This is a genomic window from Streptomyces beihaiensis (assembly GCF_026274175.1).
In the GTDB taxonomy this organism is placed as follows: Bacteria; Actinomycetota; Actinomycetes; order Streptomycetales; family Streptomycetaceae; genus Streptomyces; species Streptomyces beihaiensis.
This window is the reverse complement of sequence record NZ_JAPHNL010000337.1, coordinates 1-25,846: the sequence shown is the minus strand read 5'-3', so window position 1 is coordinate 25,846 and position 25,846 is coordinate 1. Positions and strand designations below refer to the sequence as shown.

Sequence of the window (25,846 nt, the reverse complement as noted above, 5' to 3'; positions counted from 1 at the left end):
GCCCTGTGGGAACAGGACACCACCCCCGCCGGCTTCACCTGGGTGGCGGCCGACGCCGCCGACGACAACGTCCTCGCCTTCCTCCGCCACCCCGCCACCGACGGCGCCCCACCCCTGCTCTCCGTCTCCAACTTCTCCCCGGTCGTCCGCCACCACTACCGCCTCGACCTGCCGCCGACCACCGAGACCACCACCAGCACCGGCGCCACCACCAGCACCACCACCGGCACCGGCACCGGCACCGGCACCGACATCCCCGTATGGCAGGAGGTCCTCAACACCGACGAGGCCCGCTACGGCGGCGGTGACGTACGCAACCCGGCCCCGATCAAGACGACGGAATCGGGCATCCACCTCACGCTGCCACCGCTGGCGACGGTGTGGCTCAAGCCGTGACCGCGCGGCGCAGCGCCTCGGGCAGCACCCCGCCGTGCAGCACGCCGAGCCGCTGCGTGGCACGGGTCAGCGCCACGTACAGGTCGCTCACCCCGAACTCCCCCGGCTCGACGACCAGCACCGAGTCGAACTCGAGGCCCTTGGCCTGGCGCGGGTCGAGCAGGACGACGCGGTGCGTGAGGTCCGGCTCGGCGCCCGCCACGATCCCGTCGAGCCGCGCGGCCAGCGCCCCGTGCAGGCGGCGCGGCGCGATCACGGCGAGCCGCCCCTCCTCGGGCGTCTCGGCCTTCGCGGCGTCGGCCACGGCGGCGGCGAGGTCGCCGGTGACCTCGCGCACCCACGGCCGTTCGCCGGTGGAGCGTACGGACGACGGCGGCTCGAAGCCGGGCCGCTCCGCGCGGACGACCGCCGCCGCGAGGTCCATGATCTCGGACGGCGTACGGTAGTTGACGCCGAGCCGGGTGTGCTCGAAGCGGTCCTCGACGTACGGGGCGAGGATCTCGTCCCAGGACCCGACCCCAGCCTCCTCCGCGGTCTGCGCGGGGTCGCCGACCAGCGTCATGGACCGGGTCGGCGAGCGCCGCATCAGCAACCGCCACGCCATCGGGCTCAACTCCTGCGCCTCGTCCACGATGATGTGGCCGAACGCCCAGGTACGGTCGGCGGCGGCACGCTCGGCGGCGCTGCGGTGGTCGGCCTCCTCCTGCCGCTCGGCCATCCGCTCCGCGTCGACGATGTCGTGCGCGGCGAGGATCTCGGACTCGGTGTCCTCGAACTCGTACGTCTCCGAGCCGCGCGACAGGTCGAGCACGCCCTGCGCGTACGCGATCCGCTCCTGCCGTTCGGCATCGGCGGCGGCGCGCTCGGCGCTGTCGTCGTACCCGAGCAGCTCGGCGGCCTCGTCGAGCAGCGGCACGTCGGCCGGCGTCCAGTCGTCGGGGCCGGTGACGGGTCGGCGGACCGCCCGCACGTCCGCGTCCGACAGGTGGTCGGGAAGGTGTACCGGCTCGGCCAGGTACTCCGCGACGAACGTCTCGGGCGTGAGCGTGGGCCACAGCTCCTCGATCGCGGCGTGCACCTCGGAGCTGGCGGCCACGCCCTTGGCGAGCTGCGCGATGTCGTCGGGTCCGAGGAAGTTCGGGCCGCCGTACGGGTCGGCGCCGATCCGCTCGGTGAGCTGCTCGGTGAGCGCGTCGAGGATGCGGAACGCGAAGTGCGGGCGCGCCAGGTTGTGCGGCAGCAGGGTGTCGCGGGCCGCCTGCCGGGCCTCGTAGGCGGTCTCCCAGTCGATGATCAGGTCGCCGTCGTCGTGCGGGATGACCAGCGGGGCGCCGGGCTCGGGAAGCTGCTGCCGGTCGCGCAGGGCGAGCGCGAGCGCGTCGGCCATGTCGGCGGACCCCTTCACGGCGGCGGCACGCGGCGTGTCCCGGGCGGTGGCCTTGATGCCCGGGTAGAGCTCGCCGACCGTCGAGAGCAGCACCCCGGTCTCGCCGAGCGCGGGCAGCACCTCCGAGATGTAGGAGAGGAAGGCCGGGTTGGGGCCGACGATCAGTACGGCCCGCTTGGCGAGCAGCTCCCGGTGCTCGTAGAGCAGGAAGGCGGCGCGGTGCAGGGCGACGGCGGTCTTGCCGGTGCCGGGGCCGCCCTCGACGACGAGCACACCGCGGTGGTCGTGGCGGATGATGCGGTCCTGCTCCGCCTGGATGGTCTGCACGATGTCGCCCATGCGGCCGGTGCGGGCCGAGTTGAGGGCGGCGAGCAGCACGGCGTCGCCGCTGGGGTCCTCGAAGCCGGTGCGCTCGGCGTCACCGAGGTCGAGGATCTCGTCGTGGAGTTCGGTGACGGTGCGGCCCTCGGTGGTGATGTGGCGGCGCCTGCGCAGGCCCATCGGTGTGTGGCCGGTGGCGAGGTAGAAGGGGCGGGCGACCGGGGCCCGCCAGTCGATCAGGATCGGGGTGTGCTCGGTGTCGTCCTCGCGAATTCCGATGCGGCCGATGTGGTGGTGCACGCCGCCCGTCAGGTCGATCCGGCCGAAGCAGAGCGAACCGTCCACCGCGTTGAGCGCGGCGAGCAGTCCGCTCCGCTCGGCGACCAGCACATCCCGTTCGAGGCGGGCCTGCAGGCCGGTCCCGACCGGCGCCAGGGCGCCCGTGACCGACTCGGCGGCGTCGCCGCGCAGCGCGTCCACGCGCGCGTAGAGACGGTCGATGAATTCCTGTTCCTCGCGCAGTTCTTTTTGTGAGTCTTTCTGGGACGTGACGGATTCCCGGCTTGACAAAACTGCTCCCTGCCCGGTACGGTGTATTTAGTTGGCCCCCAGCGAGGGGCCTTTTCTGTGGGCACACAGAAACATTGAATATACCCCGGGCAGGGCGGAATTCCAATCGCGGGATATCGCTATATGGTCCCCGCCAGTTCTTCGAGCAGTCGCCGCTTGGGGCGGGCCCCGACCCGTGACCACACCGGCTCGCCACCCTTGAACACCATCAGTGTCGGCATCGACAGCACCCCGTACTTCACGGCGGTCTCCGGGTTGGCGTCCACGTCGATCGCCACGACGTCGAGCCGCTCCCGCTCCTCCTCGGCAATGGCCCTCAGTACGGGGGCCAGCTGCTTGCAGGGCCCGCACCACTCGGCCGTGAACTCCACGAGCACCGGCCTGGCGGCCTTCACGACCTGCTCGTCGAAGTCTGCTTCGGTAATTTCCCGCATGATCACTCCCGTGATTGTGGCTGTAGTTCGCAAAGCGGCCCGGTCTCCTGGTCGGCCAGCGCCGTCATGGCTTGCTCGGCGCGCGCGAGCTGCTCGCCGACCTTCTCCCGCACGGCGGTCAACTCCCCGATCAGCGCATCGAGTTCGGTGAGCTTGCTGCGGTACACGGCGAGCGACGCCGGGCAAGAGTCGCCCTCCGGGTGACCGGCGCGCAGGCACTCGACGAACGGCCGGGTCTCCTCCAGCTCGAACCCGAAGTCCTGGAGCGTGCGGATCTGCCGCAGCGCCCGCAGATCGGACTCGTCGTACGTGCGGTACCCGTGCTCGTCGCGCCGCGCGGGCAGCAGCCCGCGCGACTCGTAGTACCTGAGCGTCCGCGTGGTGGTACCGGCGCGGTCCGCGAGCTCTCCGATGCGCATGTCCACGACCGTAGCCCTTGACGCCGACGTCAAGGCCAGCGGCGAGGTCACGAGCGCAGATGCGGGGCGGGGGCGGGGGCGGTGCCCGCGAGGTGCGGGACTGCGTACGAGTGCGGGTGCGAGTGCGGCCAGCGGGAGCGCGTGCGAGTGCGAGTGCAGGTGAGGGTACGGGTGCGGGAGCGCGTACGGGTGCGGCAGCGCGTACGGGTGCGGCAGCGCGTACGGGCGCGGGAGCGGGTACGGGCGCGGGAGCGGGTACGGGAGCGGTGCGGGTGCGGGTGCGGGTGCGGGAGCGCGTGCGGGTTCCGGTGCGGAATACGGGGTGGGCCCCGGGCACTTGCATCAGACACTCGGCCCAGAAACGCTCACCCTCCGGGAGGACCCGTGTCCGCGCTCTCCGTCCGCTACGTCGGCGGCCCCACGTCCGTCATGGAGCTCGGCGGTCTCCGCCTGCTCACCGATCCGACCTTTGACGGTCCGGGTGAGTATCCGGTCGGCTCCCGGACGCTGGCGAAGACGGCCGGTCCGGCCGTGGCGGCGGACGAGATCGGCCCGACGGACGCCGTACTGCTCTCGCACGACCAGCATCCGGACAACTTGGACACTGCGGGCCGCGCCCACCTCGCCGACGCCCCGCTCGTCCTGTCCACCGCCTCCGCCCGCGAACGGCTCGGTGACGCCGTCACCGCCCTCCCCACCTGGCAGCACGTGGAGCTGGCACGGCCCGGCGGCGGGACCCTGCGGGTCACCGCCGTACCCGCGCTGCACGGCCCCGAGGGCAGCGAACCGCTGGTCGGCGAGGTGACCGGCTTCGTCCTGTCCGGGGACGGCCTGCCCACGGTCTACGTCTCCGGGGACAACGCCTCCCTGGACCGTGTCCGGCAGACCGCCGCCCGGTTCCCCGCGATCGACGTCGCCCTTCTCTTCGCCGGCGCGGCCCGCACCCCGCTCGTCCCCGACGCCCCGCTCACCCTCACCAGCGCGGACGCGGCCCGCGCCGCCGAGATCCTCGGCGCCCGCCACGTGGTGCCGCTGCACTTCGAGCACTGGGCCCACTTCACCCAGGACGGCACCACACTGGAGGAAGCGTTCGCTCAGGCCGGGCTGAGCGAACGCCTACACCTGCTGAAGCCCGGCGCGACCTTCACGCTCTGACCGTGGCCTTGGCCTTGGCCGTGGCCGTGGCCGTGGCCTTGGCCTTGGCCGCGCCGTGGCCTTGGCGGCGGCGCCCCTCTGCGTCTCACGGCCAGTCGACCATCCCCGTGAACACCAGATACGTCGCCGCCACCGCGAACGGCGCCACCACCGCGAAGCCCACCCGCCGGGCCGCATACCGCTCCTGCCACGGCAGCAGCCACGCCGTGGCGAGGACGAGCAGCGACACCGTCAGGCCCCACCCGAAGACGGTGTGCGCCCGCTCGAAGCTCGCCTCGAACCGCGCCGCCTGCCCACCCGTGCACGCGTCACAGGCCATGGGCGCGAGCCCGGCGGCGACCAACGCGAACAGGACCCCCGGCAAGGTCACCAGACTGGACAGCAGCGGCACCGCCCAGTGGCGGGCGCGGCGGCCGTGGACCCGAGGGGCACCGCCCCGCCGTACGGACGCTGATGCGGACTCGCATGCGGATACGGACTCAGATGCGGATGCGGATGGGGACGCGGCGGGTTCTGCTGGCATGTCCCTCACCCAACTCGACGTGCAGCCACAGGACATGAGCGCTCGTACTCAGATCATGTGCGGTTAGCTACGCACTCCCCTCCGGCTGTCCCGCGAACGTGACGTTGGCCGTGTCCACGACCGACGCCGTCCGACCCGGCGCGCTCTGGTACCGCCAGTACAGGTTGGTGTGCGCTGTCACCGACTCCGGTGCCGGCGCGCCGTACGCCGTCAGGTCCTCTGTGGTGTGCGCGTCCCCGACCAGCGTCACGTCGTAACCCCGCACGAACCCGCCGTGGATCGTCGAGCGAATGCACGCGTCGGTCTGGGCTCCGGCGACGACGATGCGGCCGACACCGCGCTCCGCGAGGACCGCCTCCAGGTCCGTGGCCTCGAACGAGTCGCCGTACGACTTGGGGATCAGCGGCTCCCCTTGCCGCCGTACGAGTTCGGGAACGTACTGCCAGGGCTCGCTCCCCGGCTTCAGCTCGTCGTCGGAGTGCTGCACCCAGACCACGGCGATGTTCTCCGCCCGCGCCTTCTCGACGAGCGTGCCGACGTTCGCGATGACCTCGTCCCGGCGCGGTGCCCCCTCCATCACTCCGTTCTGCACGTCGACGACGAGCAGCGCCGCGTTCGGCCGGTCGGGGAGAGTCGTCATGGCTGCCTCCTGGGTGTGCGCGGGTCGGCCCTGTGCCGACGGTTGCCCACAGTAGGACGCCCCACTGACAACGGGCTCAGGACGACAGATGCCGAAGGTTCTGGCACGCTGCGCGGATGCCTCCTGCGACTGTCCCCACCTCTTCCTCCGCATCCACCGCCCCCTCCGACTCCTCCGACCCCTCCGCCCCCTCTACAGCCTCATCCGTTTCCGCGGCCGCATCCGGCACCTGGCTGTTCGGCGGGGAGCTTCCCGTCCACCGCATCGGCTTCGGTGCGATGCGGCTGCCCGGACGGATCGCCTTCGACAACTCCAGCGTCTCCGACCGCGCGCGGTCGATCCGCGCCCTGCGTCGCGCCGTCGAGCTCGGCGTCAACCACATCGACACGGCCGCCTTCTACTTCTCCGCGCTGCGCTCGGCCAACGAACTGATCAACGCGGCGCTGGCCCCCTACCCCGACGACCTGGTCATCGTCACCAAGGTCGGCCCGCGCCGCGACCGCGCGGGCGCATGGGCGGACTGGGCCCGCCCCGACGAGCTGCGCGGCGACGTCGAGGAGAACCTCCGCCAGCTCGGCCGCGACCACCTGGACGTGGTCAACATGCGCATGAATGCCCGTACGTCTCCGCGGATCGCCGAGTACGTGGGGGCGCTCGGGGAACTGCGCACCGCCGGTCTGATCCGGCACATCGGCGTCTCGGACGTGGACGCGGAACGGCTCGCCGAGGCCCAGCGGGAGGCGCCGATCGTGAGCGTACAGAACAGGTACGGGCTCGGCACCGTCCGCGAGGGCGACGCCGAACTCCTGCGCAGTTGCGGCGAACAGGGCATCGCCTTCGTCCCGTTCTTCAGCGTCGCGGGACGCGGCGGCCATGCCGGCGCGACACAGACCGCCGAGGCCCCGGCCCTCCGCGAGATCGCCGCGGCGCACGGCGCCTCGCCCGCCCAGATTCGCCTTGCCTGGACCCTCCACCAGGGCCCCAACGTCCTGGCCATCCCCGGCACCGGCGACCCCGCGCACGTCACCGAGAACGTGGCGGCGGGAGCGCTGCGGCTCACGGACGACGAGTTGCGCGCGCTCGACGCGGCCTGAAGCCCGGGCGGGCCGGAAGCCAGGAGCCAGTGTCCCCGTTCCGCGATACTGAGGCCATGGAGCAGAAGCAGCCGGCAGCGGCGCCGGAACTTCGCGGGGACAAGGTCACGCTGCGGCCCGTCACCGCGGACGACACCGCCGTACTGGAGCGCATCGTCCGCGAGCCCGAGGTCGCGGCGTGGTGGTCGCCGCCGGACGACTTCGACGACATGCTCGCCGTCCTGCTGGACGGCGAGGTCGTCGGAGCGATCCAGTACACCGAAGAGAACGAGCCGGAGTACCGCCATGCCGGTATCGACATCTTCCTGACGGCACGGCACCACGGGCGCGGCCTCGGTACCGACGCCGTACGCACCCTCGCCCGCTGGCTGGTCCGCGAACGCGGCCATCACCGGCTGACGATCGACCCGGCCGCCGACAACACCGTGGCCATCCGCAGCTACGCCAAGGTCGGCTTCCGGCCCGTGGGCGTCCTGCGCAAGTACTGGCGCGACCACCGGACAGGCGTCTGGCGGGACGGACTCCTCATGGACCTGCTCGCCGAAGAACTGACCTGACCCGGGGCCGGGCCCGAGCCCGGGCCCAGGCCCAGGCCGACAACCGCCTGTCCCGCCTGCCCCCTGAAACTCAGCCTTGCTGTTGCTTGTCCGTGGCGGGCAGTGCTCCGGAGCAGGTGGCGCGGCCGTAGGTGCCGGTGGCGGTGGAGCTTTGGACGTGGTGGCCGCGGATGGCGAGGGCGCAGTGGGCGGTGCCGCCGTGCGGGCCGAGGACGATGCTGATGAGGGGTTGTTGGCCGAGGGGGACGTGGACGGTGGTGTGCCAGGGCAGGTGGGCGTTGTGGATGACGGTTGCCTTGCCTGTCTCGTTGTGGGCCTGGTAGGTGAGGTCGGCGGTGCCGGTGCCGGTGACGTCGTAAGTGACGGGGGCGGTGGGGGCGGCGCGGTGTGACGCCTTTTCGTCACTGTTGCCGCTGGTGTTGAGGACGCCGTAGAGGACCAGCCCGGCGCATGCGGCCAGGACGACGCCTGCGGCGATGAAGCCCGCGCGGTCGGGACGGCGGAGCCTGCCGGCCCCCTTCGCCGAGCCTGCCGCCGAGTCCTTCGCCGGATCCTTCGCCGGGTCCTTCGGGGCTTGGGCCGGCTCCTGCGCGACTTCCGTCGAGCTCTTCTCCACCATGGAATTTCCTTTACCTGAACGACCCTGGGCTGTGTGACCCCTCGGCTGTGGGACGGCTTCTTTTACGCGATGGCCGGGTGCGGGCGCAAGCGGGCGGACATTCCGGGCGCCGATATCCGGCGTTCTGTGAACTGTCGGGAATAAGAGTTCGCTTGACGTGGCGTCAGCCGAGTGATTAGAAACCGCGACGCCGTTGCGTCCGGCCGCCTCGTGCTGCGTCCGGGCGGACGTCTTCGGTCTGCGTTGAGTTCAACGACCGTTCAGCGACTCAGCGTTTATGACGTCTCAGAGAAGGAAATGGTTGCGGTGAAACACAGAGTGGGCAGGCTGATGGCTTGTCTGGTGGTGGCCGCGGTGACGAGTACCGCGCTGCCCCAGGCCGCCTACGCCACTGCCACATCGGAATCCCACGACAGTGGCGGCAAGTCAATTGTCGACACCGTCAAGGGATGGTTCACAGACAGCGGCGGCAAGCCGCATATCAAACCCCCGTCGCACAGCAGTCTCGGAGTGGCCGACCGGCAGAAACTGCCGAAGGGAAAGAAGACCCCGAAGGCCCATCGGGTGCGTGAGCTGAAGAGCCGCCGTACTCCGAGCGCGCGTTTTTGGCAGTTGTCGGACGGCCGTGTCCAGGCCGAACTGTCCGCGCAGCCGACCGCTTACCGGGATGCGAAGTCGACGTCGTGGAAGAGTATCGACACGGCCGTCCACGCCTCGAAGACGAAGGGCTTCTCCTTCGCCAACACCACCAATGACGGGCAGAGTTGGTTCGGTTCGGACACGAGCCGGCTGGTGCGGTTCAAGGCGCCGGACGGCCGTTCGGTCACCCTGGGCCTGGACGGCGCCGGAAAGCACCTCACCCCGACGGTGAAGGGTTCGACGGTCACCTACCAGGACCGGGCGCACGGCGCGGACATCTCCTACGGTGTCGGCCGTGGCCGGGTGAAGGAGAACATCACCCTCGCCCACCGGCCGAGTGGCCCGCTGAAGTTCACGTTCACGCTGCACACGGCCGGGCTGGTGCCGAAGGCGCGCAAGGACGGTTCGATCGCGCTGTTCGGGGAGCTGCCGAACACGCCGGTGATGGTGATCCCGGCGCCCTTCATGACGGACGCGAAGAAGAACTCGACGGTCTTCGGCAAGACCTACACCTCGAAGGTCTCGCAGAAGCTGACCCGCGACCGCAAGTCGAAGGCGTGGAAGATCACGGTCGCGCCGGATGCGAAGTGGCTGGCGGCGAAGGCCCGCCGGTATCCGGTGGTGATCGACCCGACGATCACGATCGCGCCGTCGCCCACGGATTCGCAGGACGCGATGGTCCTCTCCGACCAGGCGTCGACGAACTTCAACTCGTCGTGGAAGCTGGCGGTCGGCCGCACGAGCACGGGCACGGCCCGTTCGCTGATCAAGTTCCCGCTCAGCGAGATCCCTTCGGGCACGAAGATCTCCTCGGCGCGTCTGGAGATGTACTACGACCAGACGCACACCACCAACGCCAACGATGTCACCATCGGCGCCTACCGGGCGACCGGGGCGTGGGACGAGTCGACGGCGACCTGGTCCAACACCAGCGGCCTGGTGGGTGAGCAGTCCGGCACCAGCGTGCAGGTCGACGACGGCGACGCGGGCACCACGGCCGCGACGGGCACCTGGCCCGCCTCCACCTCGACGCTGACGCAGTACGCCATCGGCGGCGACTACCACTACAACAAGGACAGCGTCGCCGGGGACACCTACACCTGGCAGCCCAAGCTGCCGGAGTCGGACTCCTACCGGGTCGACGTGCACTACGTGCCCGCCTCCGACCGGGCGACGAACGCGCCGTTCACCGTGACCGGCAGCACGGGGGCGACCACGTACACGGTGGATGAGTCCGCGGGCTCGGGCGGCGTGTGGACGTCGTTGAACGGCGGCAACAAGATCGCCTTCGACCAGGGCACGGCCGGCAAGGTCGTCCTGGGCGACGGCCCCGCCTCGACCTCGACAGCAGTGATCGCGGACGCCGTGCGCTGGGTCAACCCGGCCACCATCGTCAAGCACACCGGCGAGTACAACCTGTGGCACAAGTTCCCGGTGACCGACACCGTCCAGAAGTGGCTCGACGGCACCGACGCCAACTACGGGTTCGTCCTCAAGGGCACCGACGAGTCCTCCACGGGTCCGCTGGGCGGTCCGCGTTACGAGGCCGGTGACGGCTCCTACGGCGGCGAGACGTCGACGATCCCGCGCCTGACCGTCACCTACGGTGCGGTCGGCACGGCGCTGGACTCCCCGACGGTGATCCACTCCACCGGCCCGGAGCTGCACTGGCCCGCCTACAAGAACACCAGCGGCGATCCGGGCCTGGACATCTCCCAGTACGAGCTGTACCGCTCCACGCAGCAGGCCTTCAACCCCTCCCCCGCCACCCTCGTCGCCCCCATCGGCGCGACCGCGACCGCCTACACGGACACCACGGCCACCCCGACACCGGACTCCTCGACAGCCGAGATCGGACGCTCGTACTACTACCAGATCGCGGTCCGCACGAAGAACGGCCAGCTACTGGGCTCACCCACCCGCATCGTGGGCGTCCCGAAGGCCGGGCGCACGATGCGGCTGCTCCAGGGCACCACGGCCGTCAAGGACACGACGCTGTCCTCCGGCCAGCCCACCACCAACGAAGACGCGATCCAGTCCTACGGCATCGGGCAGAAGTGGCTGGAGGTCGGCAACAACTCCACCACCTACGGCAAAGCCCGCGCGGCTCTGCACTTCGACACCTCCGCCATCCCCAGCTCGGCGACGGTCCTGGAATCCCGTCTGTTCATGTGGGGCGCGGAGACGACCTACAGCTCCAGCGGCGCCATCTACGAACTCCACGGCCTGAACAAGAACTTCGGGGAAACCACGGCCACGTGGAACAACTCCGACACGGGTACGGCATGGTCCACGCCGGGTGGTGACTACTCGGCCACCGTCTCCGACACCGTCGGCTCCGTCCACGACGTGGGCCGCCACTGGTGGGACGCCACCTCTCTCACCCAGGGCTGGATCACCAGCCCCACCACCAACCACGGCGCGCTGGTCAAACTCAGCGACGAATCGGCCACCGGAGCCCAGGAACGCACCCTGTTCCTGTCCTCGGAGGCCTCCGACCCCCAGCTCGGCCCGCTCCTGCGCGTCATCTACGTCGACTCCACCACCACCGACACCTACTACGCGCCGACCACGCCACAGCGGATGACGCCGAACTCCACCTACACCGTGGACTTCACCGTCACCAACACCACCAACAGCGCGTGGGCGTCGGGCGAGCGGGAACTGTCCTACACCTGGAAGCTCCCCGACGGCACGGACGTCACCACGGGCGGCAACCAGCTCAACACCGCGATACCCGCGCTGAATCCGGGCGAGTCGGCGACGATCCAGGCCCAGGTGGCCACACCGATCAACTCCGACTCCGGCAGCAAACGCACCGACTACGTCCTGGGCTGGGACGTCAAGAAGGTCTCCGACGGCACCTGGCTCTCCGCGACCAATCCCACCATCGCGCCGCTCAAGCAGAACGTGGCCGTGGAGGACCCCACCTCCAACACCCTGGGCCTGGAGAAGTTCTACTCCTACACCGGGACCGGCACCGGTGCCGGCTCCTCGGTGATGAACAACCTGGCCTCCGGCAACAGCGTGTGGACGTACAACGCGTTCTCCAACCCCGGCCGTGGTCTGGGAACGTTCGGCCGGTTCTCCTACAACTCCCTCGACACCTCCGACACGGTCTCGGGTGCGGGCTGGTCGATGCAGCTGGCCGGACCCGTCCGCCTCGGCGCACCACTCCAATTCCATCCCAAGCCGAACCCGACCGAGATCCGCCTCACCGACGGTGACGGCACCACCCACGTCTTCACCTGGGACTCCACCAACAGCGTGTGGAAGGCCCCGGCCGGTGTGCACTACCAGCTCACCGAGAAGGCCAACCTGTCCTGCACCCCGGACAAGGACCCCGTCCCCGACGCATGGACCATGCTGCGCCCCGACGGCACCCGCTTCTACTTCGGCTGCGACGGCTACCTGACGTCGATCGTCGACAAGAACGGCAACACGCAGACGTACACGTACGCCGAGCGCAAGTCCAACAACAAGCCCACCAAGTTCCTGCAGTACATCACCGACCCGGCGGGCCGCCAGTCCGTCAAGGTCGACTACTACAGGAAGGGCGACGCGTCCTACGACTACATCGACTCCACGGGCGCCAAGGTCACCGGCAGCAACCTGACCAACTCCAAGATCTACGACCACGTGAAGTCCATGACGGACATCTCCGGCCGCAAGATCTCCTTCTACTACACCACCAAGGGCCTGCTCGGACAGTTCACCGACGGCGACGGCTCCAGCCAGCCCAAGACGTTCAAGTTCACCTACGACTCCACCCAGGGCAACAAGAACGTCAAGCTCGTCGACGTCGCCGACCCGCGCGGACACAGCACCAAGCTCGCCTACTACGCCCCGCAGACCGGTGACGACCCCACCTACCACTGGTGGACCAAGACCATCACCGATCGTCTGTCGGACACGACCGGCTTCGCCTACGCGGCCGACACGGCGAACACCAAGTTCACCGACACCACGATCACCGACGCCAAGTCGCACCAGACGAGCTACGTCCTGGACGACTTCGCCCGCCCGGTCCAGACGACCGACGCCAAGTCCGAGACGACGAAGCTGTCGTGGGACGCGGACAACAACGTCACCTACCTGGAAGAGAACAACGGCGCGAAGTCGGCGTTCTGCTACGACCCCAAGACCGGCTACCCGCTGCGTGAGTGGGACGCGGAGACGACGAAGTCGTGGACCTCGTTCAACCCGACCGACTACTGCAACGCGGGCAGCTACCCGGCCGACGCCACGGCGCTGACCTACCAGACACGGGCCGACGGCTACTCGGCCGACCTGTACACCAAGACCTCACCCGAAGGGCACGTCTGGCAGTTCGGCTACGACTCGTTCGGCAACCTGACCTCGGTCACCGACCCGGACGGCACCGCCACCACCACGACCGGCGACTACACCACCACCTACGCCTACAACTCCTACGGTGAACTGACCAAGGCCACCGACGCCGACCAGCACTCCACCAGCTACTCGTCCTTCGAGGCGAACGGCTACCCGCAGACCGAGACCGACGCCCTGGGCAACGTCACCAGCACCTCCTACGACGTGCGCGGTGAGGTTCTGTCGGTCAAGGACCCGCTGGGCAAGACGGTCACGCAGACGTACGACACGTACGGCCGTCCGCTGGAGTCCAAGACGCCCAAGGATCAGGCGAACGGGGTGTACATCACCACCCCGGCACCGGTCTACGACGCCAACGACAACGTCACCCAGTCCACGGCCCCCAACGGCGCGGTCACCACGGCCGCCTTCGACGCCGCGGACCAGCTGAAGCAGGTGACGTCGCCGAAGGACCAGTCGACCGACCCCGACCGGATCACCACCTACACCTACGACAAGGTCGGCAACGAGCTGACCGTCACCTCCCCGAAGGGCAACCTGTCGGGTGCGACGGCGGGCAGCTACACCACCACCTACGCCTACGACGCCCTGAACCGTCCGGTGTCGGTGACCGACGCCGCCGGGAACGTGACGTCCACGACGTACGACAACGCCGGCAACACGGCCGAGGTGGTCGACCCGCTCAAGAACAACACCACTGACACCACCGACTTCACCTCCAAGTACACCTACGACCTGGACCACCGCGCGACCGTCGTGACGGACGCGGCGGGCCACACCAAGAAGACCGGCTACGACAAGGACGGCCGACACACCTCGTCCACGGACGAGGACGGCAACGCGACTCTCTACACCTACGACGAGCGTGGTCAGCTCACCGAGGTGCAGGTGCCGCACGACAACCCGTCCGGCACGATCACGTACGACACCACCAAGTACGCCTACGACCAGGTCGGCAACCAGACCAAGGTGTACTCGCCGCGCGCGGTGGCCGCGAACTCCACCACGGCGTTCACGGCCGAGACGCAGTACGACGAGCTGAACCGGGTCAAGGCACAGCTGTCCGCCTACGACCCCAACGACGCGACGTACAACAAGCCGTCGGAGACCGACTACTCCTACGACGCCGACAGCCGCCTGACGAAGGTTTCGGCTCCGCCGTCCGCGGGTCAGTCGATGCGCAGCGACACCTCGTACACGTACTGGGACGACGGGCAGACCCGCACGTCGAAGGACCCGTGGGACATCACCACCGCGTACGACCACGACGAGCTGGGCAACCAGACCTCGCGGACCATCACCTCGGCGGGCGGTTCCTCGTCGCGGACGATGAGCTGGACGTACTACCCGGACGGGATGATCCACACCCGTACGGACAACGGCGTCCCGGTCGGCCTCCAGGTCGACCTGGCCGACAACTCGGACGTCCAGTCCACGTCGGCGACCGGCTCCTGGCCCACCGCCACCACCGGCACCGACCACCAGGGCTACGACTACGCCACGCACGCCGCGGGCACCGGCACGGACACCTTCACCTGGAATCTGACCATCCCGCAGGACGGCACCTACCAGGTCTACGTCAAGTACCCGCAGGTCACCGGGGCGGCGACGACCGCGGCCTACACGGTCGACTACCACGGCGGTGCGGCGAGCAAGCAGGTCGACCAGACCAAGAACACCGGCACCTGGGTGTCACTCGGCTCCTACGCCTTCACAGCCGCCGACACCACCCAGGACATCACCCTGGCGCAGAACTCCGGCGGCACGGTATCTGCGGACGCGGTCAAGGTGGTCCGCGACAACAGCGCAGACACCGACAACGAGAAGACCGCGTTCACCTACTCCTACGACGCCAACGGCAACCTGACCGACCTGGCGGACGCCACACCGGGCGCCCGCTACGACGACTACGCCGCCACCTTCAACGGCATCAACCAGCTCTCCAAGCTGGACGTGAAGAAGTCCGGCACGGCCGTGCACACCACGTCGTTCAACTACGACGCGGACGGCAACACCCTCAACCGCACGCACGACGCCGCGGTCGCGTCGTTCACCTACGACACGCGGAACCTGCTGAGCCAGGTCACCAACAAGACCTCCTCCACCGACCCCAGCCCCAAGGTCACCCAGTTCACGTACACCCCCGGCGGCCAGGTGGCCACGGAGACCAAGGGCAACGGCAACGTCGTCACCTCCGGCTACTTCCTCGACGGTGCCCTCAAGCACCAGATCGAGAAGAAGTCCGACGCCACCACGACGGTCGCCGAGCACACCTACACCTACGACCCCGACGGCAACACCAGCCAGGACATCTCCAAGGTCCAGGACGCAGACAACCACGCCAACTACGACAACCGCACCCTCGACTACGCCTACACACCCCGTGACCAGGTCGCGACGGTGACCAAGACGGGCGGCGGCTCGAACGAGTCCTACGCCTACGACGACAACGGCAACACGGTCAGCCAGACCGTGAACGGCCAGACCACCACCTCGGTCTACGACCGCAACCGCCTGGCCACCACGACCGTGGCGGGCGTCGCCTCCGGCTACCACTACGACCCCTTCGGTCGCCTGGACACGGTCACCACCGCCGGCAGCGTCATCGAGCGCTACACCTACGACGGCTTCGACCACATCGCCTCCCAGCAGAAGAAGAACGGCACGTCGTTCGACAAGACCGACTTCACCTACGACCCGTTCGACCGGACGGTGTCCCAGACGGTCAACTCCGGCACGACGAACGCCATGACGACTGTCTTCGACTACCTGGCCATGTCGGGAGCGGTGACCAGCGAGACGGTCAACGGCACGGTCGACAAGACCTACCAGTACTCGCCGTGGGGCGAGCGCCTGTCCCAGGTCAAGACCAAGTCCGACGGCACGAAGGAGTCCACCTACTACACCTACGACGCCCACTCCAACGTCCAGGCCGTCACCGACGCAGGCGGTGACACCAAATCGACGTACGGCTACACCGCCTACGGCGCCGACGACACCAGCCAGGACACCGGCGTCGACAAGCCCGGCTCCACCACGAGCGACCCGTCCGACCCGTACAACGCCTACCGGTTCAACGCCGACCGGATCAACGGCTCCACGGGCACCTACAACATGGGCTTCCGCAACTACGACCCCGGACTGAACCGCTTCCTGTCCCGGGACATGTACAACGGCGCCCTGTCCGACATGGGCCTCGCCAGCGACCCGCTGACCGGCAACCGCTACGCCTTCGGCGGCGGCAACCCCATCTCCAACATCGAACTCGACGGCCACGGCTGGCTCTCCGACCTCGGCCACACCGCCCTCGACGTCGCCGGCATGGTCCCCGTCGTCGGCTCCGTAGCCGACGTCGCCAACGCCGCCTGGTACGCCGCCGACGGCGACTACCTCGACGCCGGCGTCTCCCTCGCCGGAGCCATCCCCGTCATCGGCGACGCCGCCCTCGGCGCCCGCGAAGCCATCAAGGGAGCCAAATACGCGGCCGAAGGAGCCGAAGCCCTCAAGGCCGGCGCACACGCGGCCGAAGACGTCAAGGCCGCCGTCCACGGCGGAGAGGACGTCGCAGACACCGCCAAGGCGGCCGACCACTCCACAGCCGACGCCAAGGCAGCCGAAGCAGCCGAAAAGGCAGCGGCCGCACGCAAGGCAGCACAGGAGGAGGAAAAGCAGGCCGCGGCCAACGAGGCCAAATCCGAAGCCACCGCCGAAAACGAGGCCGAAAAGGTCGCAAGCGGCACCACGTGCAGCTTCTCGCCCGACACCAAGGTTTTGACGGGCAACGGCTCCACCAAGCGCATCGACAAGATCCAGGTCGGCGACAAGGTCGAGTCGGCCGATCCCAAGACCGGCAAACTCAAGGGCTCCCGCACCGTCCAGCACGTGTGGATCAACCACGACCACGACCTGGTCGACGTCACCATCCGCACCAAGGACGGCCACACCACAACCCTCCACACCACCGCCAACCACCCCTTCTGGGACAACACCAGCCACAAATGGGTACCAGCCGGGAAACTGCACCACGGTGACACCCTCAACACCGCCAGCGGCCAGCACGCCCACGTCGTGGCCATCCACGCCACACCCGGCGCCGCCTACCGGTGGAACCTCACCATCGACGAGCTCCACACGTACTACGTGGTTGCCGACGGCGTGTCCACACTCGTCCACAACACCTGTGATGGATACGACCCTGAGTTCCCCAACATCAAGTTGGGCAACTATCGGGGGAGGTTCAACGCCTGGCTCAACAAGAACGGGTTCAAGAGGCTCCCCAAGGACTGGGACGCACACCATGCGATACCGCAAGAGTACCGGGACCATCCGGAGTTCCAGGACTTCGATTTCGACGCTCCATCCAACATGCGTGGTGTTCCAGGAAGTAGGATGGGGTCGCGTGGCGCCAACGTTCATCAGGAAATCACCAATCAGTGGAAGTGGTTCGGTGATATGAATCCGAGCGCTACGCGCGCCGAAATCGAAGATTTTGCACAGCAAATAGATAGAGGGTACGGTGCCTATTTCTGGGGAGAGGCTAAATAACTGGATCAGGTCAGTGACTGAGCTCACCGAAGAATTCGCCAGTCACTTCGAGGGAAGGTATGAATATCCGCCCGACGATCACGAGGTGATCACAGTCCCCCTTGGAGACAAGGACGAAGTTAGGCGACGCCTGGAAGCTGCAGATGTGAGTGATGATCTTGTCGATCTCTACTCGCGAGTGGAATCCGTTTCGCTGCCTGACCTGGGGAGCGGGTATTTCATTCACTCGGCCGGTGAGATGCTGGATGGGATGCGGGACGGCCAGCCGACTCGCGTCATCGGAGCAGTCGAGGACTCAATCACGGTATTCGGCTCCGATGGCGGCGGCGGGCTCTTCGCGCTCAACGCAGCCCAGGATAAGGTCTATCGCCTGAGCGGCGGGGCACTCGTCGGATCGGTATATGAGGTCGATACGTCCGGCCTAGAGATCGTTTCCGACGGCCTCTCCGCGTTTCTTAACCTCTTGCGGGAAGAGCTCAGGCAATCTGTTCAAGGAGGTTGAGTTCGACTACGGCTAATGGAAGAGAGCGGCGCCTCCTGGGGTATTCCCAGTGGGGCGCCGCTCCGCTGGTGCCACGACCTCACTTCATCCATGTCCACGCAGCACCTGTCCTGGCTCACGAGCAACAGATGATGAACGAATTCGGCGACCGAGATGACTGCGCCTCATGCGGGGCGGCGGAATCGGGGTACGGCACGCTCCTGCCGATCGACCGGGTCGCCGCCGACACCCCGTACTACTCGGGGAAACATAAACGGCACGGCATGAACGTCCAGGTTCTGACGGATCCGTTCGGACGGCTGGTGTGGGCATCGCCCGCGCTGCCGGGAACGACCCACGACCTGACCGCAGCCCGCACCCACGGGATCATCGACGCGCTGGCCCACGCGGGTCTGAAGCGGGAGTTACACCGAACGATTGGGTCTGTTCCGTAGTCGGTGGTGACGGTGCGTGCTCGCCTGTGATCATTGAGCGTGCATGATGCGAACGCGCTTGTGGGAACGGTGTTTTCAGGGTTGTCGGCGTTGGTCATCGAGGATGTGGCGGACGGTGGCGAGATAGTCCTGGTTTCGGCTAGGACCCGGGATGTTCCCGTTCCCTGTCCGCTGTGCGGGGTGGTGACGGAGAGGGTCCACGGGTATCACGGTCGGACGGTGCGGGATGTCCGGTCCTGGGCTGCAGGCGGCAAACCTTCCGAGAGCAGGTCCCCGGGCTCCTGGAGCGCCATCAGCGCCGCACCACACGTCTGACCGGCCAGCTTTCCGAGCTGGTCAAGGAGTTATGCGGCCGGGCGTCCGCCCGACTCACCCGATCTCAGGCCGTGCCCGTGTCGTACGCCTCCGCCCTGCGGCTGCTGCGGCGGGTGCCCGTGCCGGAGGTGCGGATCCCGCGAGTGATCGGGGTCGACGACTTCGCCCTGCGGCGCCGGCACAGCTACGCCACGATCATCATCAACGCCGAGACCGGTGAGCGAATCGAGGTACTGCCCGGCCGCGAAGCCGCCACTTTGGAAGCCTGGCTGCGCGGACATCCGGGCATCGAGGCCGTGTGCCGGGACGGATCGGCCACCTACGCCGAGGCGGTCCGCCGAGCCCTGCCCGACGCGGTCCAGATCAGCGACCGCTGGCACCTGTGGCACAACCTCGCCGAGGCCGTCCGCAAAGAAGTCGCCGCGCACAGCACCTGCTGGGCGAAAGCGGGCCCGCCCCCGGCCGAGGGGAGACAGGCCGCCACCACCCGCGAGCGCTGGCAGCAGATCCACGCCCTGCGCGAGCGCGGAGTCGGACTTCTGGAGTGCGCGCGCCGCCTGAACCTGGCTCTCAACACCGTCAAGCGCTACGACCGCGTCGCCGAGCCCGAGCGCCTCATCCGCGCCCCCAAGTACCGGCCCACCCTCGTGGATCCCTACCGCGATCACCTGCGCCGACGCCGGCTGGAGAACCCGGCCGTGCCCGCCACCCATCTCCTGAAGGAGATCAGGGAACTGGGCTACACCGGCAGCTCGAACCTGCTCGTCCGCTACATCAACCAGGGCCGCGTCGAGGCCGACCGGCCCGCACTCTCGCCCCGGCGCCTCGCCCGCTACCTGCTCACCCGCCCCGACCGCCTCAAGGACCACCAGCGGGAATGCGTCGAGGCCGCCCGTACCGCCTGCCACGAGATGACCGCTCTGGCCGACCTCATCCACCACTTCGCCGTGCTGCTGGATCCCGCCGACGGCAATGCCACCCTGCTGAGCACCTGGATCACCTCCGCCCAGGCCGAGGACCTGCCCCACCCGCATGCCTTCACCCGGGGCCTCGAGAAGGACCGCGCCGCAGTCGACGCCGCCCTCACCCTGCCGCACCACAACGGCGGCACCGAAGGCGTCAACAACAAAACCAAGCTGATCAAGCGCCAGATGTACGGCCGCGCGAGTTTCCTTCTCCTCCGCCACCGCATCCTCCTGGGCTGATGACACCCTCCGTCACCACCGACTACGGAACAGACCCGACCACCGTACAGACCCGCGGCAGTCAGGTACGGCTCCACGGAGGACAGCCAGATCGCGATGAAGTACCGTCAGCAAGCAGGGTTGGGCAGCGGCCAGAACGTGGCCGTCTATAGCGTCAGCCTGCCGAATGGCGACATCGCAAAGCTGGCGTTCCCCAACGCAGTGAAGGGCGCGCACTCGGAAGCGCACGCGGATGATTTCCTGGCGGAGCTCGGGTTCGCGCCCGAGGACGTCACAGGGATCTATTCCGAGCGCAACTTCTGCACTTCACTGAGGCACATGTGCCCCGGGCGAGTGGGCAAATATATGAACGCATCGCTGTCCTGGTCATTCGACAAGGGAGAGAACGCTTGGGCTGGCATTCTCAATGCAGTGCATGGGGGGTGACATGAACAAGTTGCAGGAGAGCCTCATGAATGTCTCCCGGGCAAAGAGCGAACTGTCGCACATTCTCCAGGCCGATATCGGTGACCTCGTCGTCGCCGATCGCCGGGTGGTTCCACCGGCGCAGGCTGGTGAATGGCAGCTACCAGAGACCGACCTGCGGACTCTGTCCGAGTACGGGCTGCCCGGATCCCGGGATGACGATCTGATGGGAGTCGTCGCGGGATTCCAGCCGGGCGGCGAGCCGAAGCGCGTATACGAAGGTTCCCGGTTCTATGGACTGGGTTCCTTCGGGTCCGCTCTGCTGGCCGCGCAGGAAGTCACTGGGCGCGTCTTCGCCTTCCCAGAGTTCACCGAGGTCCACCCGCAGCTACGTCACCTCATGCCAGGGGGACCGGTTCCCGTCGAGGTCAATTCCCACGTGGCCGCGCTAGTGGAATGCGCATGGCGGTGGGACTGGATGATGCCGATTCTGGCAGAGCAGGAGGTACTGGCCGGAAAGGCGGAATCGGAAGCCTGGCACGCGGCTTCGAGCCCTGAGGCACGAGCCGTACTGCCGGACTTCTACGCCCAGTGCCGTGAACTCGGCGAGCTGAGCCTGGCAGGCTTGGCGAAGTTCGACGCGGATATCGTCGGTACGGAAGAGTCCTTCTGGGCCGAGGCTGTCCTGGAGATCTGATCCGCTCCTGGTACCGCACGGAGGCCCGACAGGTTCCTGTCGGGCCTCCGCTTCTTCACAGCGACGGCAACGGGTCCACCAAGCGCATCGACAAGATCCAGGTCGGCGACAAGGTCGAGTCAGCCGATCCCAAGACCGACACCCCCAAGGGATCCCGCACCATCCAGCATGTGCGGATCAACCACGACCTGGTCGACCTCACCATCCGCACCACATGATTCCGTGCGGCTGCGCCAAGGTGAAGGATTCCTGGGACATTCTCAAGAATCACGGTATCGACATCGACTCTCCGGAGAATGGTGTTGGGATGAGCGAGAAGGGACACAGTGGCACCTTCACCGGCAGCTATTACATACATCAACGACGACGGCCGCCGGGGTCGTTTCATCCCGTCCCGTCGACAACCACAGTGTCGCCTTGGTGCACATCTTCAGCGTCGCTCAACAACCTCGTTGTGACCGTCCTCGGCGTCGACCGCCGAGGACGGGGTGAGCGTCGATGCCGACGGTGTCCGGCTCGTGGCCGAGGCCTGTCGACGACCGTACGTTCGGCATAGCGGGGGGGTACTGCACGACGTCACGGGGTCTGATGGTGCACCGGTCGGGCACGAACAGCACGGCGCGCCTGTACAGTCCACGGCCGTGCAGGTGTACGTGTACGAGTACGTGAATGCCGGAGTGCTCACGTCGGTCGCAGCAGCCCTCGTGGTCGCCCCGCGCGCCCTGGCCCGCCGCCCCGACGCAGCCGGAACGGCCGGCCGCTCCTTTTCTCCCCTTGCCGCGCTGGCGCTGGCGACGGGGCTGATCTGGCCGTACGGGCCGTCTCCGCCGTGCTCACACCGCTGTTCATCGCCCGCCTGGCGGCACGGGACAGGGTCCGGGCCCGCACCGCCGCCTCCGTCCCCGCGCTGCTGACGTTCCTCGTCTCCCTCGGTGCACTGGGAGTTCTCGTCCTGGTCGTGTACGACACCGCGCTGCTCTACAACCTGGGCCGACTCGGCGAACGCCTCCCGATCGCGTTCGGCGCGGCCGCCGTTCTGGCCGCCGCGCGCCTGACCGCCGCGCGCCTCTCCACCCGTTCCGCTCCCGGTCTCGCGGTGACGTTCCTTCAGCGTGCCCTGCGCCACTGGCTGGCCCTGTTCTTCGTGCCTGCCCTTGCCGTGCGCTACGGGGTCATGTTCGGCACCCCTTGTCTGGCCGCCGTTGCGGGCCTGGTGCCGGCAGCAGCAGCCGGTGGGTATGCCGTGCGGGACACACTGGCGATGGACACCGCGCACGGCAGCAAGGACGGCACGGGTGCACGGCACGAACGGCTGCTGCTGCTCACTCTTGTTCTTCGGCTCGGCTGCGCCGTTCTGGTGGGCGCGGGGGCCGCGTACGCGGTCACCCTCCTCATGCCGACGACGTACTACGAGGCCACGCTCCTTCCCGCCGCGGCCGCCTTCCTGGCCACCGCCATCACCACGTGCGGACTCCTCGACGCTACGGGCCGCCGAGCGGTCCTGACGGGCCGGGATGCGTGAATAGGGCGAGAGGAGAACGCAGACTGATGACCACGCCCGAACCGGTCACCGATGAGGAGCTCGACGAGCTCGACGAGCTGGCCCAAGCGGCCACACCAGGCCCGTGGTTCGTCCGCCATCTCGACGACGAACACGCCATGAACCTCGTCGCCGTGAGCACCATGCCCGACACTGGCCTCGGCGAGCGATGGCCACACTTCGACCACCGCGAGACCGTGGCTGCGACCCTGGTCCAGTCCCCGCGCTACGTCGACACCGCCGATGAGCGCTGGGACGAGAACGCGCGGTTCATCGCCGCCGCCCGCGAGGCCGTCCCGCGCCTCCTCGCGGAGATCAGACGTCTGCGCGCGCAACCGTGGGCCGACGTCTCCGAGGGCGGCCCACGGCAGGCGAACTGATCCACAACCATTGAGCGTGGCCGCCCCGGCGGGATTCAGGCGGACGGTGTCTCGGCCGTCTCCTTGCGGGAGGCTACTGACGCCTCTGGCCGGCCGCCCTCGAGGGACTCCGGAGCCTCAGCGGTCTCATGGCCCTCATCGCCCTTGCCGGACGCCGCCTCCCGCCCCTTGCGCGGCAGCAGTACCGCCACCAACACCGTACCCACGCCGAGGATCACGGCCCCCACGACGCTGGTGTGAGCGACCGCGTCCGAGAACGACGAGCCGACCGCGTCCGCCATCTGCCGGGCTCCGTCGGCCAGTTGACCGGCCTGCGCCTTGAGCTGGGCCGCCTGCTGCGGGTCGGTCGTGACCGCGGCCTTCTGCGCCGCCTGGTGCGCCTGCTCTCCGAGCTTCTGGGCGACGGCGTACCCGGCCCCGACGGAGTCCTGCGCGGTCGACAGCACGTTGCCCGGCAGCTTCGTACCGGACGCGGCATCGGACAGATGCGAGGAGTACGAACTCGCCAGCACCGACCCGAGCACCGCAATGCCGAGCGAGCCGCCCAGCTCGATGGACGTGTCGTTGACGGCACCGCCGACGCCGAGTTCGGCCTCGGGGAACGAACCCATGATCGCGTCGGTGCACGGCGAGAGCGCGAGCCCGATGGCCAGACCCAGGATGACGAGCGGCAGCACGAAGTTCCCGTACGTCGATCCCGAGTCCACCCGCGTAAGAAGCGCGAGGGACGTCGTACCGGCGACCATGCCCGCCGTGACCGTGATCTTCATGCCGATCCGCGGAGTAAGCAACCCGGTGAGCGCCGAGCCGACGAAGACGGCACCGGCCAGCGGCAGCATCCGGATTCCGGTCTCCAGGGCGTCGTAGCCGAGCACGAACTGGAGGTGTTGCGTCAGGTAGTAGAAGGCGCCGAAGACGGCGAGGAAGAACAGCGCGACGGCCAGGTTCGACCCGGCGAACCGGCGGTGCGCGAAGCGGCGCACGTCGAGCACGGGCCGTGGGTGCCTCAGCTCCCACAGCACGAAGCAGATCAGCGCGACGCCCGCCACGATCGCCGCCGTGACCGCCTTGGCGTCCCAGCCGAAGTGCGGCCCCTGGATGATCATGTAGACGAGGGACCCGACCCACACCACGGACAGCAGCCCGCCCACGTAGTCGATACGGCTGTGGTGCGTGGCCTTGGACGGCGGTACGAGGACGAGCGCGCCGACGATCGCGACCGCGGCGACGGGCACGTTGATCAGAAACGTCGATGCCCACCCGTGGTCCCGGAGCAGCGCCCCTGCCACCAACGGGCCCGCGGCGATGGCGATCCCGGCCGTGGCCGTCCACAGGACGATGGCCTTGGCCCGCTCGGCCCGCGGGAACGTCGCGGCGAGCAGGGACAGCGTGGCAGGCATGATCATCGCGGCGCCCACGCCCATCACGGCACGCGCGGCGATGACCCCGGCCGAGCTGTCGACGAGCGAGCCCGCGACGGCGCCGCCGCCGAAGACGACGAGGCCGAGGATGAGCGCCCCCCGCCGGCTGTACTTGTCGCCGATCGCGCCGAGCAGCAGCATCAACGCCGCGTAGGGGACGGTGTAACCGTCGATGACCCACTGCAGGTCGGCGCTGGAGAGCCCGAGATCCTGGGTCATGTCGGGCGCGGCGACGGTCAGCGCCGTGTTGGCCATCACGATGATCAAAAGGCTCAAGCAGAGCACGAGCAGCGCCCACCAGCGGCGGGCGTAGGGCCGGTCCATCGATTCGACCGGCTCGTTCATGACGAGGCGCATGGCGCGACGACCCTCCCGATTTACAACTTGCACAGAGATGTGCAATTACACAGCAGTGCGCAATCTACGCCCTTGCACAGCTGTGTGCAAAACAAGGAGGTTGCGTGGCGTGTACCGCAGGCGGGCCAAGCAGCGACAGCATGACGGTGGCTGTCAGGAACCGGCCAACGCCAGGCACAATGAGCGACGTGACTTCCGTACGAGCCGACGCCAACCGCCGCCGTATCCTCGACGTCGCCTTCGCCGAGCTACTGCGCGACCCGGACGCGTCCATGGACCAGATCGCACGCGCCGCGGGGGTCGTACGCCGCACGGTCTACGGTCATTTCCCGAACCGCGAGGCCCTGGTCGGCGCCCTGGTGGACGACGCGGCCCACGCGGTCGCAGAGGCCCATCGCGCCGGCCGCGAGGGCATCGAGGACCCGGCGGAAGCGGTGGCCAGCTCCATCCTGGCGATCTGGCCGATCGCCGACCGCTACCGGCTCCTCGTCCATCTCGCCCAGCGCAGCGTCACCATGGGCGGCATCAGGGCGCGGCTCGCCCCGGTGCGTGAGGAGTGCGTCCACCTCATCCAACAGGGCATGGACCGGGGGGAGTTCGTCTCGCCGCTCCCGGCGGAAGCCCTGGCGTACGTGCACGAGCAGGTGCTGTTCGGGCTGATGGAGGCCGTCAACGACGGAGCCATCTCGGCCGAGGCGGCGGGCCGGGCGGCGGTCGTCGCGGTGCTCTCGTCGGCGGGTTACCCGGCCAAGAGCGCGGAGCGACTTGCGGAGACCGCGTGATGCCGAGTGCCGCAATGCGCGGCAAGGGGCCGTAAACGCAGAGAAGCCCGGACCGTTCCCGGTCCGGGCTTCTCCAACAAATAGTTCGGCGGCGTCCTACTCTCCCACAGGGTCCCCCCTGCAGTACCATCGGCGCTGAAAGGCTTAGCTTCCGGG

19 protein-coding genes, 1 rRNA gene and 2 pseudogenes are annotated in these 25,846 nt (G+C 68.4%); 14 read left to right on the top strand and 8 right to left on the bottom strand.

All coding sequences use genetic code 11. From position 1 onward, the window contains the following. Positions 1-396: alpha amylase C-terminal domain-containing protein (locus tag OFY01_RS31800; RefSeq protein WP_266605852.1), on the top strand; the 396-nt coding region annotated here is incomplete at its 5' end. On the opposite strand, the gene OFY01_RS31795 is transcribed toward OFY01_RS31800, so the two are convergent. From OFY01_RS31795 to OFY01_RS31785, 3 genes are all read right to left on the bottom strand, one after another. After that, on the bottom strand, positions 386-2,626 hold the full coding sequence (locus OFY01_RS31795; RefSeq protein ID WP_266605854.1) for a HelD family protein: 2,241 nt from the start codon (positions 2,624-2,626) through the stop codon (positions 386-388). The genes OFY01_RS31800 and OFY01_RS31795 overlap by 11 nt on opposite strands. A 167-nt stretch (positions 2,627-2,793) precedes the next feature. Next, on the bottom strand, positions 2,794-3,108 hold the full coding sequence (trxA, locus tag OFY01_RS31790) for a thioredoxin (protein WP_266605850.1): 315 nt from the start codon (positions 3,106-3,108) through the stop codon (positions 2,794-2,796). Between the two features lie 2 nt (positions 3,109-3,110). Then, positions 3,111-3,527 (bottom strand): MerR family transcriptional regulator, encoded by a 417-nt coding sequence (locus OFY01_RS31785; protein WP_266605848.1) that lies wholly within the window; start codon positions 3,525-3,527, stop codon positions 3,111-3,113. 384 nt (positions 3,528-3,911) lie between these two features. On the opposite strand from OFY01_RS31785, the gene OFY01_RS31780 reads away from it, so the two are divergent. Next, entirely contained in the window at positions 3,912-4,682 is a 771-nt protein-coding gene (locus OFY01_RS31780; protein WP_266605847.1) for an MBL fold metallo-hydrolase, read from the top strand. An 85-nt stretch (positions 4,683-4,767) separates the two neighbouring features. Here OFY01_RS31780 and OFY01_RS31775 read toward each other — a convergent pair whose 3' ends face one another. Beyond that, positions 4,768-5,046, bottom strand: coding sequence for a hypothetical protein (locus tag OFY01_RS31775; protein ID WP_407700469.1), 279 nt, complete (start codon positions 5,044-5,046; stop codon positions 4,768-4,770). A gap of 226 nt (positions 5,047-5,272) precedes the next feature. Continuing rightward, complete coding sequence (locus OFY01_RS31770; RefSeq protein ID WP_266605843.1) at positions 5,273-5,845, bottom strand: cysteine hydrolase family protein; 573 nt, start codon at positions 5,843-5,845, stop codon at positions 5,273-5,275. A 116-nt stretch (positions 5,846-5,961) separates the two neighbouring features. Here OFY01_RS31770 and OFY01_RS31765 point away from each other — a divergent pair, with 116 nt between their 5' ends. Together OFY01_RS31765 and aac(6') are read left to right on the top strand one after the other, a co-directional pair. Next, on the top strand, positions 5,962-6,939 hold the full coding sequence (locus OFY01_RS31765) for an aldo/keto reductase (protein WP_266605841.1): 978 nt from the start codon (positions 5,962-5,964) through the stop codon (positions 6,937-6,939). A 56-nt stretch (positions 6,940-6,995) separates the two neighbouring features. Then, positions 6,996-7,496 carry an aminoglycoside 6'-N-acetyltransferase gene (aac(6'), locus tag OFY01_RS31760; protein ID WP_266605839.1) on the top strand — a complete coding sequence of 167 codons (501 nt, stop codon included), beginning with the start codon at positions 6,996-6,998 and terminating at the stop codon, positions 7,494-7,496. Between the two features lie 70 nt (positions 7,497-7,566). On the opposite strand, the gene OFY01_RS31755 is transcribed toward aac(6'), so the two are convergent. Next, complete coding sequence (locus OFY01_RS31755) at positions 7,567-8,115, bottom strand: hypothetical protein (protein ID WP_266605837.1); 549 nt, start codon at positions 8,113-8,115, stop codon at positions 7,567-7,569. 297 nt (positions 8,116-8,412) lie between these two features. Between OFY01_RS31755 and OFY01_RS31750 the strand changes: the two genes are divergently transcribed. The 9 genes and pseudogenes from OFY01_RS31750 (at position 8,413) to OFY01_RS31715 (ending at position 23,130) form a co-directional block, all read left to right on the top strand. Next, positions 8,413-17,652, top strand: a complete 9,240-nt coding sequence (locus tag OFY01_RS31750) for a golvesin C-terminal-like domain-containing protein (RefSeq protein ID WP_266605835.1) — start codon at positions 8,413-8,415, stop codon at positions 17,650-17,652. 13 nt (positions 17,653-17,665) lie between these two features. Next, positions 17,666-18,154: a hypothetical protein gene (locus OFY01_RS31745; protein WP_266605833.1), complete on the top strand. Its 489-nt coding sequence runs from the start codon at positions 17,666-17,668 to the stop codon at positions 18,152-18,154. 191 nt (positions 18,155-18,345) lie between these two features. After that, a pseudogene (locus OFY01_RS31740) lies at positions 18,346-18,549 on the top strand (transposase family protein); the annotation flags it as partial. A 78-nt stretch (positions 18,550-18,627) separates the two neighbouring features. Then, a pseudogene (locus OFY01_RS31735) lies at positions 18,628-20,108 on the top strand (ISL3 family transposase). Between the two features lie 96 nt (positions 20,109-20,204). Beyond that, a complete protein-coding gene (locus OFY01_RS31730) occupies positions 20,205-20,534 on the top strand; it encodes a nucleic acid/nucleotide deaminase domain-containing protein (RefSeq protein ID WP_266605831.1) in 330 nt (109 codons plus the stop codon). Between the two features lies 1 nt (position 20,535). After that, a complete protein-coding gene (locus OFY01_RS31725) occupies positions 20,536-21,210 on the top strand; it encodes an SUKH-4 family immunity protein (protein WP_266605830.1) in 675 nt (224 codons plus the stop codon). After that, positions 21,158-21,766 carry an AHH domain-containing protein gene (locus OFY01_RS32735; protein ID WP_407700470.1) on the top strand — a complete coding sequence of 203 codons (609 nt, stop codon included), beginning with the start codon at positions 21,158-21,160 and terminating at the stop codon, positions 21,764-21,766. Before OFY01_RS31725 ends, OFY01_RS32735 begins: the two co-directional genes overlap by 53 nt. A 273-nt stretch (positions 21,767-22,039) precedes the next feature. After that, the gene (locus tag OFY01_RS31720) at positions 22,040-22,732 is read left to right on the top strand and encodes a hypothetical protein (protein ID WP_266605828.1); all 693 of its coding nucleotides are present in this window, start codon (positions 22,040-22,042) and stop codon (positions 22,730-22,732) included. A gap of 26 nt (positions 22,733-22,758) precedes the next feature. Further along, positions 22,759-23,130: a hypothetical protein gene (locus OFY01_RS31715; protein WP_266605826.1), complete on the top strand. Its 372-nt coding sequence runs from the start codon at positions 22,759-22,761 to the stop codon at positions 23,128-23,130. A gap of 35 nt (positions 23,131-23,165) precedes the next feature. Here OFY01_RS31715 and OFY01_RS31710 read toward each other — a convergent pair whose 3' ends face one another. Beyond that, on the bottom strand, positions 23,166-24,908 hold the full coding sequence (locus OFY01_RS31710; protein ID WP_266605824.1) for an MFS transporter: 1,743 nt from the start codon (positions 24,906-24,908) through the stop codon (positions 23,166-23,168). Positions 24,909-25,087: 179 nt separating this feature from the next. Here OFY01_RS31710 and OFY01_RS31705 point away from each other — a divergent pair, with 179 nt between their 5' ends. Then, a complete protein-coding gene (locus OFY01_RS31705; RefSeq protein WP_266605822.1) occupies positions 25,088-25,690 on the top strand; it encodes a TetR/AcrR family transcriptional regulator in 603 nt (200 codons plus the stop codon). 83 nt (positions 25,691-25,773) lie between these two features. On the opposite strand, the gene rrf is transcribed toward OFY01_RS31705, so the two are convergent. Continuing rightward, positions 25,774-25,846 (bottom strand): 5S ribosomal RNA (gene rrf / locus OFY01_RS32840); the annotation flags it as partial.

Excerpts from the sequence above, each read along its gene's own strand:
- OFY01_RS31705 (WP_266605822.1), top strand. The coding sequence starts at position 25,088 with ATGAGCGACGTGACTTCCGTACGAGCCGACGCCAACCGCCGCCGTATC.
- trxA (WP_266605850.1), bottom strand. The coding sequence starts at position 3,108 with ATGCGGGAAATTACCGAAGCAGACTTCGACGAGCAGGTCGTGAAGGCC.
- OFY01_RS31765 (WP_266605841.1), top strand. The coding sequence starts at position 5,962 with ATGCCTCCTGCGACTGTCCCCACCTCTTCCTCCGCATCCACCGCCCCC.
- OFY01_RS31750 (WP_266605835.1), top strand. The coding sequence starts at position 8,413 with ATGGTTGCGGTGAAACACAGAGTGGGCAGGCTGATGGCTTGTCTGGTG.
- OFY01_RS31725 (WP_266605830.1), top strand. The coding sequence starts at position 20,536 with ATGAACAAGTTGCAGGAGAGCCTCATGAATGTCTCCCGGGCAAAGAGC.
- OFY01_RS31715 (WP_266605826.1), top strand. The coding sequence starts at position 22,759 with ATGACCACGCCCGAACCGGTCACCGATGAGGAGCTCGACGAGCTCGAC.
- OFY01_RS31785 (WP_266605848.1), bottom strand. The coding sequence starts at position 3,527 with ATGCGCATCGGAGAGCTCGCGGACCGCGCCGGTACCACCACGCGGACG.
- OFY01_RS31770 (WP_266605843.1), bottom strand. The coding sequence starts at position 5,845 with ATGACGACTCTCCCCGACCGGCCGAACGCGGCGCTGCTCGTCGTCGAC.
- OFY01_RS31730 (WP_266605831.1), top strand. The coding sequence starts at position 20,205 with ATGAAGTACCGTCAGCAAGCAGGGTTGGGCAGCGGCCAGAACGTGGCC.
- OFY01_RS31710 (WP_266605824.1), bottom strand. The coding sequence starts at position 24,908 with ATGCGCCTCGTCATGAACGAGCCGGTCGAATCGATGGACCGGCCCTAC.
- OFY01_RS31755 (WP_266605837.1), bottom strand. The coding sequence starts at position 8,115 with ATGGTGGAGAAGAGCTCGACGGAAGTCGCGCAGGAGCCGGCCCAAGCC.